Annotated in this window: 7 protein-coding genes; 1 reads left to right on the top strand and 6 read right to left on the bottom strand. The window is 74.3% G+C overall.

The features are described 5' to 3' along the window. Positions 1-80: 80 nt before the first annotated feature. Positions 81-815 (bottom strand): nuclear transport factor 2 family protein, encoded by a 735-nt coding sequence (locus GMA12_RS02000; RefSeq protein ID WP_156266568.1) that lies wholly within the window; start codon positions 813-815, stop codon positions 81-83. A 337-nt stretch (positions 816-1,152) separates the two neighbouring features. After that, the gene (locus GMA12_RS01995) at positions 1,153-4,665 is read right to left on the bottom strand and encodes an Rne/Rng family ribonuclease (protein WP_156266566.1); all 3,513 of its coding nucleotides are present in this window, start codon (positions 4,663-4,665) and stop codon (positions 1,153-1,155) included. A 416-nt stretch (positions 4,666-5,081) separates the two neighbouring features. On the opposite strand from GMA12_RS01995, the gene GMA12_RS19475 reads away from it, so the two are divergent. Further along, a complete protein-coding gene (locus tag GMA12_RS19475; RefSeq protein ID WP_162459354.1) occupies positions 5,082-5,714 on the top strand; it encodes a vitamin K epoxide reductase family protein in 633 nt (210 codons plus the stop codon). Between the two features lie 142 nt (positions 5,715-5,856). Here the strand turns inward: GMA12_RS19475 and ndk are convergent, their stop codons facing one another. From ndk to ileS, 4 genes are all read right to left on the bottom strand, one after another. Further along, the gene (ndk, locus tag GMA12_RS01985; RefSeq protein ID WP_156266563.1) at positions 5,857-6,273 is read right to left on the bottom strand and encodes a nucleoside-diphosphate kinase; all 417 of its coding nucleotides are present in this window, start codon (positions 6,271-6,273) and stop codon (positions 5,857-5,859) included. Positions 6,274-6,316: 43 nt separating this feature from the next. Next, complete coding sequence (locus tag GMA12_RS01980; RefSeq protein ID WP_370829918.1) at positions 6,317-6,760, bottom strand: DUF4233 domain-containing protein; 444 nt, start codon at positions 6,758-6,760, stop codon at positions 6,317-6,319. Positions 6,761-6,839: 79 nt separating this feature from the next. After that, positions 6,840-8,213, bottom strand: a complete 1,374-nt coding sequence (locus GMA12_RS01975) for a bifunctional folylpolyglutamate synthase/dihydrofolate synthase (protein WP_162459353.1) — start codon at positions 8,211-8,213, stop codon at positions 6,840-6,842. Then, positions 8,210-11,566: an isoleucine--tRNA ligase gene (gene ileS / locus GMA12_RS01970; protein ID WP_156266560.1), complete on the bottom strand. Its 3,357-nt coding sequence runs from the start codon at positions 11,564-11,566 to the stop codon at positions 8,210-8,212. The genes GMA12_RS01975 and ileS overlap by 4 nt, the downstream gene beginning before the upstream one ends. Positions 11,567-11,801 lie beyond the last annotated feature (235 nt).

The raw sequence follows: 11,801 nt of genomic DNA, 5'->3' as shown, positions 1-11,801 counted from the left end.
CGCCGGCCGGTGCCGGGCGCGGCGGGCCCGGCCGCGGGCCGGGGTGCCGCCGTGGACCGCCGCACGAGGCGGCCGCCCGGTCAGAAGAACCCGTTGCCGTGCGGCATCCGCTCCGGGACGGGCTGGAAGACCTCCCAGTGCTCGAGGATCCGCCCGTCGACGACCCGCCACAGGTCGTAGCAGCCGGCCGGGCGCCGGTCGCCGTGCTCCCGGCCCTCGTCGTCGGGCTCGAGCACGCCCTCGGTGACGGTGAGGACGAAGTCGCCCTCGCCGAGCACCCGGTGGAGGGCCCGCCGGGCGAGCCGGGCGTCCGGGCCGGCGCCGTGCTCGACGTAGCGCGGGTCGCGGGCCAGCTCCTCAAGGGCCTCCCGGTCCGCGCCCAGGAGCCGTTCGTGCACCCACTCGGTGATCAGCGCCTTGTTCACCGCGGTCTTCTCGTGATCCGTGACCTGGCGGGGGCCGTCGATCCGGTGCGTGCCGACGGCTCCGCCGGGCAGCGGCTCGAGGGCGTCCCAGTGCTCGGCGAGGCGGTCGCCGGCCACGCGGAAGACGTCCACCGCCACCAGGGGCTCCGGGCCGAGGCCGTGGTAGACGCAGTGGACCGCGACCATGTCCCCGTCCTCGAGCACGCGCAGGTTGTCGATCCGGAAGTCCTCCGGCAGCTGCTGGAGGACGGCGCGGAGCCCCTCCCGGCCGTCGGGTCCGAGCCCGGAGTGCTGCCGGAAGTCCGGGGCCCAGTACCGGTCGAGGGCCGCGGGGTCCCGGTGTCCGAAGAGGTCGGTGCCCGCGGTGAGTACGATCTGCTTGCTGCTCATGGCCATCCCCTCGGCGCTGCGGGCCGGGGGTCCGCCCGGTCGGGCCGCCCGCGTGTGGTGTGACCACGCTACTCCCGGCGCTGGGCGGCCGGACAGGAGATCGGGCCATGTGACGGCCGGGGAGACCGGCAGGAGGCGGGTGGAGCCCGCGGGCACCCGGGGCGGGTCACGGCCGAGCGCCGCGGCGCCCCAGTGCCCCGGCGGAAGAACGGCGGGACGGCGCCAGGAACCGGGCCGGGTGACGGCCCCGGATCCCGTCAGGAGCGCGGGTCCTGCAACGGCGGAGGACCCCGACCGGCGGGTCGGGGTCCTCCGGGGTGCCTCGGCGGCCTGGCGCTCAGCCCTGGCCGGCGGGCCGGCCGCTGGTGAGGTCCTCGGCCTTGACGCCGACGCCCACGACGGTCGGCCCCTGTCCGGCGGGAGCGCGCTGCGGGAGCTCCGCGGCGGTCGTCGCCTCGTGCCGCCCGCCCTCGGCGGCAGCCGCCTGACCGGCGGTCACCTGGGCCTCCCCCGGTCGTGCGGCCGGGGCCGAAGCACGGCGGGAGCGGCGGCGCGGGCGCGCCGGCTCCGCGGGCGCCCCGGCCGTCGTCCCGGCGGAGGGCCCGGACGGGGCCTGGCTCGTGACCTGCCGCTCCCGGGCGGGGCTCTGCGCCGGCTCGGCCGACGCGCCCTCGGGCTCAGCGGCGGACGCGCCGGCGGCCGGCGCGGCGCTCCGCTGCTCCGGCTCCCGCTGGTCGAAGGCCTCCGCCAACGAGTCCAGGCTCAGGCGCGGCGCCTCGGCGGGCTCCTCGGCGACGGGCGCGTGGCCCTGCGGGAGCTCGATGACCTCGCCCTTGATCGTCAGGCGGGACCCCTGCTCGGCCGCGGGCTCCTCGGCGGCGGGCTCGGGCTCGGCCGGGGACCGGGTCTCCCCCGTCTCCTGCTGCTCGGCCGCGGTCTCCGCGCCCTGGCCGCGGTTGCGGCTGCGCTTGCCGCGGCGCTTCTTGCGCGAGCGGCCCGAGCCCTCCGGTCGGGACTCCGCCGGGGCGGCCGGCTCCTCGGCGCGGGGCGTCTCCGCCTCCTCCGGGGTCTCGTGGTGGGTCGCGGCCGCGATGGTCGCGAACGCCGTGCGCGCGGCCTCGGCCTTCGCCTTCTCCGCCGGATCCGGCTCCGTGGTCCGGGCCTCCGGGCGGGCGGGCGGCTGCTCGGCCTGGCCGCGACGGCCGCGCTTGCGGTCGGTGCGGTCGGTGCGGTTGGGCCGCTGGTCGCGGATCTCGCCCGGGACGCCGCCGGTGCGGCCCTCCAGCGGGTGGTCGTGCACGACGACGCCGCGGCCGGCGCAGTGCTCGCAGGGCTCGGAGAACACCTCGAGCAGGCCGGTGCCCATCCGCTTGCGGGTCATCTGCACCAGCCCCAGGGAGGTCACCTCGGCCACCTGGTGCTTGGTGCGGTCCCGGCCCAGGCACTCCACCAGCCGGCGCAGCACGAGGTCGCGGTTGGACTCGAGCACCATGTCGATGAAGTCGATGACGATGATGCCGCCGATGTCCCGCAGCCGCAGCTGCCGCACGATCTCCTCGGCCGCCTCCAGGTTGTTCTTGGTGACGGTCTCCTCGAGGTTGCCCCCGGAGCCGGTGAACTTGCCGGTGTTGACGTCGACGACCGTCATGGCCTCGGTCCGGTCGATCACGAGCGAGCCGCCCGAGGGCAGGAAGACCTTGCGGTCGAGAGCCTTCTGGATCTGTTCCTCCACACGCTGGTTCACGAACAGGTCCTCGTCCTCGTCCCACTTCTGGAGCCGGTCGAGCAGGTCCGGCGCGACGTAGGTCACGTACGCCTCGATGTTGTCCCACGCCTCGTCGCCCTGGACGACCATGGTGGTGAAGTCCTCGTTGAAGACGTCGCGGACGGTCTTGATGGTCAGGTCCGGCTCCGCGTAGAGCATCTCCGGGGCCAGGGTCTTGGTGGAGCCCGCCCGTTCCTGGATCTGCTCCCACTGGGCCCGCAGCCGGTTGATGTCGTGGGTGAGCTCCTGCTCGGAGGCGCCCTCCGCGGCGGTGCGCACGATGACGCCCGCCCCGTCCGGCAGACGGTCCTTGAGGATCTTCTTCAGCCGGGCGCGCTCGACGTCGGGCAGCTTCCGGGAGATCCCGGTCATCGAGCCGCCCGGGACGTAGACCAGGTAGCGGCCGGGCAGCGAGATCTGGCTCGTGAGCCGGGCGCCCTTGTGCCCCACCGGGTCCTTGGTGACCTGCACCAGCACCGAGTCCCCGGACTTCAGGGCGACCTCGATCCGGCGCGGCCCGCCCTCGAGGCGGGAGGCGTCCCAGTTGACCTCGCCGGCGTAGAGCACCGCGTTGCGGCCCCGGCCGATGTCGATGAACGCCGCCTCCATGGAGGGCAGCACGTTCTGCACCTTGCCCACGTAGACGTTGCCGATCAGCGAGTCCTGCTGCGTGTGGGAGACGAAGTGCTCGGCCAGCACGCCGTCCTCGAGGACGCCGATCTGGATCCGGTTGTCCTTCTGCCGCACCAGCATCCGCCGCTCGACGGACTCGCGGCGGGCCAGGAACTCGGCCTCGGTGATGACCTGGCGGCGGCGGCCGGTCTGGCGGGACTCCCGCCGGCGCTGCTTCTTGGCCTCGAGCCGGGTGGAGCCCTTCACCGCCACGACCTCGTCGACCGTGGCGCTCTCCGCGGCGCGCGGGGCGCGGACCCGCGTGACGGTGTTGGGCGGGTCGTCGTCGCTGCCGCCCACCAGCTCCATGTCCACGTCCCCGCGGCGCCGGCGCCGCCGCCGGCGGCTGGTCACGCCCCCGCCGGTGCTCTGTTCGGCCTCCTCGGCCTCCTCGGCGAGCTCGGCCGCCTCCGCCTCGGCCCCGTCGCCCGGGTCCTCGGCGGTCGCGTCGTCCTCCTGCTGGCGGCGCCGGGCCTCGCGGCGGCGGGCCGCGCGCTGCTGCGCGGCCTCGCGCAGCTCGTCGAGGTCCGGGGCGTGGAACATGAGCGAGGTCGCGGTGACGGCGGCGGCCAACGGGGTGTCGGGCTCCGCCGGCTCCTCGGCGACGTCGGTGTCCTCCTGGTCGGAGGTGTCCGGGCTCGGCGCGCGATCCTCCTGGGAGGTCCCCTCCGCGGGGGCGGTGGCGGGTCCTGTCGCAGCGGCCTCGGCAGGCTCCTGGCCGGCGGCGGCCGGGTCCGGCGCGGAGCTCTCCGCGGGAGCCTGCTCCACGGGCGGGGCGGCGGCCTCGGCAACTGCGGTATCCGGGCCGGTGCCGTGTGAGTCCGGTGCGGAGCCCGCGTGGGGAGCCTCCGCCACGGGTGCGGCGGAGGAGGCGGCAGCGGCCTCGGCAGGCTCCCGGTCGGCGGCGGCCGGGTCCGCCGCGGGATCCTCCTCCGCCGGCGGGGCGGCTATCTCGGCGGTGTCCGCGACGCCGTCCTCGGCGGACGGCGAGCCGCCGGCCGCGGGGGCCGCGTCCGGGGCCGCCGGCGCGGCGCTCACCCCGAGATCCTGCGCCTCACCGGCCGGTTCGATCTCCTCCCCGGCCAGCGCGGCCCCGGGCGTGCCCGGTGCGGGGCGGCTCGGCGCGGAGACCTCCTCGGCCACCGAGCCCGGCGTCTCGTCGCCGGGCACCGCGGTGCCCGGCGCGACGTCGAGCGTGTCGGTCCCGGCGGCGTCGCCGTGCGCCGGGGCGGAGGCCTCCGCCCCGGCGGGCTCGTCGAGGACGTCGCCCGGCGTCTCCGCCAGGGTTCCGGGGGCGTTGTCGGCCGCCCGGTCCACCGCCGGGAGTTCCCGGCGTGCGTCGTCCGATGTGTTCTGCTGACCAGCGTCCAGGGCGTCCTGCGCCCCGTCCTGGTTCACCTGTTCGGCATCCATATACAGCTGTGCTCCATGCCGCGGTACGCCGTCCGTACCCGGTCCCCGCAGCGGCTTGGTCGGCGTTTCGCCGGTGGGGTCCACGCGGCGGCCAGAAGTCCTGTGCGTACCCGCCGCGTCCCGCACGCCACGCGAACGGGCGGGGACGGCAACGAGCCAGTCCGGGGCTCCGAGCCGCTGCTCGCAAGGGCAACGGTCTTGGGCCGGCGGCGGACGCGCTCAATCCGATGAGAGCCGCGGGTCCTGCCGACCGGCGTCGAAGTCCGGCTGGGCCGAGATTCCGCGTACGGGCGGGCTCGACCGTGGTCAGTATCTCACAGACGCCCGGCTCCGACCTGGATTGTCCGCGTCACGGCCCGCAACCGGCCCGCAGGGCTCCCCGGGAACTCCGGGGAGCATCGCCTAGGATCGGGCCTGTGACCACCTCTGTCTCAGCCCTCGACGACTCCCCCGCCCAGCCCTCCGAGCACGCCGCGCGCGCCGACCGGCGCTGGGGTCTCGTGGCCCTCGTGACCGCCCTGCTCGGCTTCTACGGCGCGGCCACGCTGGTCTACGAGCGGGTCCAGCTCTTCCTCGACGCCGGCCACCGCACCAGCTGCGACATCAACTCGTGGCTGTCCTGCGGCACGGTGATGCGCACCCCGCAGGCCGAGGCCTTCGGCTTCCCCAACCCCTTCATCGGCCTCGTCGCCTACGCGGTCGTGGTGGCCGTGGCCCTGGCGGTGCTGGCCGGGGCCCGGTTCGCGACCTGGTACTGGTGGGGCGTGCAGATCGGGGTGACCCTCGGGTGGCTGTTCGTGCTGTGGCTGTGGTACCAGACCACGTTCGAGATCAACGCCCTGTGCCTGTACTGCATGCTCGTGTGGGTGATGCAGACGGTGCTGGTGGTGCAGACCACCGCCCGGAACCTGCGCGCGGGTGTCCTGCCAGCCCCGGCCGCCGTGGCGCGCGGGGCGGAGCAGTGGACGTGGTTCGCGGCCGCCGCGCTGCTCGTGCTGATCTTCGGGACGGTGCTCATCCGCTTCGCCGGCGTGATCTTCCCCGCGTGACCTGCCCGGCGTGATCTTCCCCGCGTGACCTGCCCGGCCTGGTCTCTCCCGGCCGACCCGCGCCGCCCGCCCGGGCGCGGCACCGGACGACGGCGGCCCGCCTCCCCGTGGGGAGGCGGGCCGCCGTCGTCGTGCTCGGCGCTCAGGAGAACCAGATGCCGATCTCGCGCTCGGCGGACTCCGGGGAGTCCGAGCCGTGCACGATGTTCTGCTGGACCTTCTGGCCCCAGTCCCGGCCGAGGTCCCCGCGGATGGTGCCCGGCGCGGCGGTGGTCGGCTCGGTGGTCCCGGCCAGCGAGCGGAAGCCCTCGATCACCCGGTCGCCCTCGACGACGGCGGCGACCACGGGCCCGCTGAGCATGAACTCCACCAGCGGCTCGAAGAAGGGCTTGCCCCGGTGCTCCGCGTAGTGCTCCTCGAGCACGGCGCGCTCGGCGTGCAGCAGCCGCAGGTCGGCCAGCCGGTAGCCCTTGGCCTCGATCCGGGCGAGGACCTGGCCGGTGAGGCCGCGGGCCACCCCGTCGGGCTTGACGAGGACGAGGGTGCGTTCCGTGGTCATGAGGATCCTTCCGGAGGACGGGTCTGGGATGTCGGTGCCCAGCCTATCCGTCCGGGTGCTCGCGCTCCCACTGCGCCTGGGCCGCGTCGCGGGCGGCGTTCTCCCGGTCCAGCCGCGCGCCGGTGCGCACCGCGTACCACCACGCCAGGGCGGACAGCACGCCCACCACGAACATGGCGGGGAGCACGAAGCCCGTGGCGATCAGCACGACCTGCAGGACCCATCCCAGGGTGTACCCCCAGGAGCGGCCCAGCACGGCGGGGGCCAGCAGGAGGACGACGGCGAGGGCGCACCCGCCCGCGAAGATCGCCGTGCGGGTGCTGTCCCCCAGCTCGCGGCCGAGGACCCCGTAGGCGGTCAGGGCGGCGAAGAAGGCGATGAACGCCTCCATGACCAGCACGGAGGAGGCGAACATCGTGCGGATCGAGCGGCGCGGGCGGGGCTGCCCGGGGCGCCACTCGCGCTGGGCCTTGGTCATGCGTGCCACGGGGAACGGTTCCTCTCCTGCGGATGGGCCGGTGGACGGGCCGGCGGTGGGGCCGGCTGGTGCGGGGCGCGGTGCACGGTCACAGGCCCAGCAGGGTCCGGGCCTGGCCGACCACCGTGATGGAGCCGGTGACGAGCACGGCGCCGTCGAACTCCGGCCGGCCGGCCGCGTCCTGGACGGCCTCGGCCAGGGCGTCGTCCAGCGTGCCCACGGCGTGCACCACGTCCTCGGGGAAGCCGAGGTCCACGGCCAGCTCCGCGAGCTCCTGCGGATCGACGGCCCGCGGCGAGGAGGAGCGGGTGAACCAGAACTCGGTGTGGAACTCCTCGTACTCGTCCAGCAGCACCCGCAGCATCGCCTCGGCGTCCTTCTCGTGGAGCACGCCCACGACCAGGTTGAGCTTGCCGAAGGTGAAGGCCTCCTTGAGGGCGGCGGCCGCGGCCGTGAGCCCGTGCGGGTTGTGCGCCGCGTCGAGGATCACCGGCGGAGCCTTCCGGGCCAGCTCGAGGCGCCCCGGGGACTCCACGGCGCCCAGACCGGCACGCACCAGCTCGGGGTTGAGCTCCTTGTCGCCACCGCCCAGGAACGCCTCCACGGCCGCCACCGCGGTCGCGGCGTTCTCCGCCTGGTGGAGGCCGAACAGCGGCAGCAGCACCTCGGGGTAGCGCCCGGCCAGGCCCTGCAGGGAGAGCACCTGCCCGCCGACGGCCGTGGCGCGCGACTCCACGCCGAACTCGACGCCGCCGAAGCGGAACGGGACCCCCAGCTCGCGGGCCCGGGCCAGGAGCACCTCGGCGGCCTCCGGGGACTGCGGGGCGGAGACCAGGAACCCGTGGGGCTTGAGGATCCCGGCCTTCTCCGCGGCGATCTCCGCCAGCGTGTCGCCGAGCATGTCGGTGTGGTCGAGGTCGATCGGGGTGACCACGGAGACCACGGCGTCGGCCACGTTGGTGGCGTCCCAGGAGCCGCCGATGCCGACCTCGAGCACGACGACGTCGACCGGCGCGTCGGCGAACACGGCGAACGCGAGCGCGGTGACCGTCTCGAAGTAGCTGAGCCGGGGCTCGCCGCGCTCGGCCAGCTCGGCGTCGACGAACCCCAGGTACGGGGCGATCTCGCCGTAGACCCGCACGAACGTCTCGTCGTCGACGGGCTCCCCGTCCACGCTGATCCGCTCGGTGACCCGGGCCAGGTGCGGGCTCGTGTAGCGGCCCACGCGCAGGTCGTGGGCCAGCAGCAGGGCCTCGATCATCCGGGCGGTCGAGGTCTTGCCGTTGGTGCCGGTCAGGTGGATGACCGGGGCGGCGCGCTGGGGCTCGCCGAGCACCTCCATGGCCCGGCGCATGGCGTCCAGGCGCGGGGCCATCCGGTTCTCGGGGGCGCGCTCCAGCAGCCGGGCGTAGACCTCCTCGACGGTCGAGGCGTCCCCGGCCTCCGCGAACGGGGCGCTCACGCCTGCACCGTCCCGGCGCCGGTGGTGGCCGGGCTGTCCGCGCCGAGCACGGCGACGTCCACGGAGGGCTCGCCCACCCGCAGCTCGAGCTCGGTGGCCAGCGTCTCGCCGGCCACGAGCGCGCGGTGGGCCTCCAGGGCGGCGACCGTGCGCTCGTCGGCGGTGACCACGGCGCGGATCCGGTCCGAGACCCGCAGGTCGGCGTCCTTGCGGGCCTGCTGGATGGCCCGCACCATGTCCCGGGCCGTGCCCTCGGCCTCGAGCTCGGGGGTGAGCTCGGTGTCCAGGACCAGGAAGCCGCCGCCGGGCAGCACGGTCACGGCGCGGGAGCCGGCCGCGGCGTCTCCGGCCACGACCGTCTCCAGCTCGTACTCGCCCTCCTGCAGCACGACCCCGCCGGCGGTCACGGTGCCGTCCTCGGCCGTGGACCAGTCCCCGGCCTTGGCCGCCCTGATCACCGTCTGCACGCCCTTGCCCAGGCGCGGGCCCGCCGCGCGGGCGTTGACCCTCAGCTGCTGGGAGATGCCGAACTGCTCCGCGGAGGCCTCCGCCGCGTCGAGCAGGGTCACCGACTTCAGGTTGAGCTCGTCGGCGACGATGTGCTCGAAGGTGCCGGCGAGCGCGTCGCCGCCGGGGACGACGACGGTCATCCCGGCCAGCGGCTGGCGCACGCGCAGCTTGTGGGCCTTGCGCAGGGCGGAGCCGGCCGAGCAGATGCTGCGGGTGGTCTCCATCCGCTGCACCAGGGCGGTCTCCGCCGGGAACAGCGACGCGTCCGGCCAGTCGGTCAGGTGCACGGAGCGCCCGCCGGTGAGCCCGCGCCAGATCTCCTCCGTGACCAGCGGCAGCAGCGGGGCGGCCACTCGGCAGACGGTCTCCAGGCAGGTGTACAGGACGTCGAAGGCGACGGTGTCCTCGTCGAAGAAGCGGTCCCGGGAGCGGCGCACGTACCAGTTGGTGAGGGTGTCCATGTAGGCGCGCAGGTGCTCGGCGGCACCGGAGACGTCGTAGCGGTCGAAGGCCTCCTTGACGTCGGTGACGAGCCGGCCGGTGGCCGCGAGCACGAAGCGGTCCATGACGTTGCCGGACTCGTGGCGGGTGCGCGCCTGGTACCCGGCGCCGCCGTTCGCGGCGTTCGTGTACAGGCCGAAGAAGTGGTAGACGTTCCACAGCGGCAGCATCATCTGCCGCACGCCGTCGCGGATGCCCTGCTCGGTGACGACCAGGTTCCCGCCGCGCAGGATGGGGCTGGACATCAGGAACCAGCGCATGGCGTCGGCGCCGTCCCGGTCCAGGACCTCGTTGACGTCCGGGTAGTTGCGCAGGGACTTGGACATCTTCTGCCCGTCCGAGCCGAGCACGATGCCGTGGCTGATGACGTTGCGGAACGCGGGCCGGTCGAACAGCGCCGTGGCCAGGATGTGCAGGGTGTAGAACCAGCCGCGGGTCTGGCCGATGTACTCCACGATGAAGTCGCCCGGGTTGTGGGTCTCGAACCAGTCCCGGTTCTCCATCGGGTAGTGCACCTGGGCGTAGGGCATGGAGCCGGAGTCGAACCAGACGTCCAGGACCTCGGGCACGCGGCGCATCGTGGAGCGGCCGGTGGGGTCGTCCGGGTTGGGGCGGGTGAGCTCGTCGATCCACGGCCGGTGCAGGTCGACCTCGCCGCGGTCGTTGCGGGGCACCCGGCCGAAGTCGGCCTCCAGCTCGGCGAGGGAGCCGTAGACGTCGCGGCGCGGGTGCTCGGGGTCGTCGGACTCCCAGACCGGGATGGGCGAGCCCCAGTACCGGTTGCGGGAGATCGACCAGTCGCGGGCGTTCTCCAGCCACTTGCCGAACTGGCCGTCCTTGACGTTGTCCGGGATCCAGTTGATCTGCTGGTTGAGCTCCACCATCCGGTCCTTGATCCGGGTGACCTCCACGAACCAGGAGGACACGGCCCGGTAGATCAGCGGGTTCCGGCAGCGCCAGCAGTGCGGGTAGGGGTGCTCGTAGGTGGCCTGGCGCACCAGCCGGCCCTGGGCCTTGAGGTCCCGGATCACCGTGCGGGCCACGTCCTTGTCGAAGACGTTGCGCCCGGCGATCCCGGCCAGCGGCGCGCCGGGGGCGAGCCGCTCGTCGGCGAAGGTCCGGTGGAAGACCCCGGACTCGTCGAGGGACAGCACCACGGGGATGCCGTAGCGGGCGCAGACGTTCTGGTCGTCCTCGCCGTAGGCCGGGGCCTGGTGGACCAGCCCCGTGCCGTCGGTCGTGGTGACGTAGTCGGCCACGACGAACTGCCAGGACGTGCCCGTGCCGAAGCGCTCGGCGTCGGCGTAGTAGTCCCACAGCCGCCGGTAGCGCAGCCCCTCGAGGTCGGCCCCGCGGTGGCGGGCGGTCACGGCGGCGGCCGCCGCGGCGGCCGGGTCCTCCTCCTCGCCCCAGCCCAGGTCCTTGGCGTAGGCGCCCAGCAGCTCCTCGGCGATCAGGAAGCGGCGGCCCGCGAGCTCCCCGGCCCCGGGGACGACCGCGTAGACGATCTCCGGGCCCACGGCGATGGCCTGGTTGGTCGGCAGCGTCCAGGGCGTGGTGGTCCAGGCGAGGGCCTCCACCCCGGCCAGCTCGGCGGCCAGCTCGGGCCGGGCCGCCCAGGAGGCGTCGTCGAGCACGGGGAAGGTGACGGTGACGGTCTGGTCCTGGCGGTCCTGGTAGACGTCGTCGTCCATCCGCAGCTCGTGGTTGGACAGCGGCGTCTCGTCCTTCCAGCAGTAGGGCAGCACGCGGTAGCCGGAGTAGACGAGGCCCTTGTCGTCGAGCGCCTTGAACGCCGCGATCACGGACTCCATGTACTCGGGGTTGAGGGTCTTGTAGTCGTTGTCGAAGTCGACCCAGCGCGCCTGGCGGGTCACGTAGTCCTGCCACTCGGAGGCGTACTTCATCACGGAGGACCGGCAGGCGTCGTTGAACGCCGCGACGCCCATCCGCTCGATCTCCTGCTTGTCCGCCATGCCCAGCTGCTTCATGGCCTCCAGCTCGGCGGGCAGCCCGTGGGTGTCCCAGCCGAAGCGGCGCTCCACCCGGCGGCCCTGCTGGGTCTGGTAGCGGGCCACGAGGTCCTTGACGTAGCCGGTGAGCAGGTGGCCGTAGTGCGGCAGGCCGTTGGCGAAGGGGGGGCCGTCGTAGAAGACGAACTCGTTGGAGCCGTCCTGGCCGGGGTCGCGCTGGTCCACGCTGGCCTGGAAGGTGCGGTCCTGCGCCCAGTAGGCGAGGACCCGCTCCTCGACGGCCGGGAACACGGGGGCCGCGGGCACGCCGTGGGCGGCGGGGTCGGTGGTCGCCTTGGGGTAGACGGGCTGGTCTGACACGGGGTCCATCCTCGTTCTGACGTCGGTGCTGCTGGTGCGGGTCAGGGAGCAAGGACGCTGCCGGCCGGTCGCCCGGGGCGGAACGCGGTACCACCTCGCTTGCGGTCCGCTCCCCCGGAGGAGACGCGGGCCGCCGCTCGTTGACTGCTGTGACGGGCTTACCCGTTCGGTTCTACTGGGGGCCTTCCCGCGGCGGGACGGTCCTGTTCTTCCGAAGGCTCCCCGGTGATGGCCGGATCGACGC

The organism is Kocuria sediminis (assembly GCF_009735315.1).
In the GTDB taxonomy this organism is placed as follows: domain Bacteria; phylum Actinomycetota; class Actinomycetes; order Actinomycetales; family Micrococcaceae; genus Kocuria; species Kocuria turfanensis.
The sequence above is the reverse complement of the archived record's forward strand: the minus strand, read 5'-3'. Positions and strand labels throughout refer to the sequence as shown.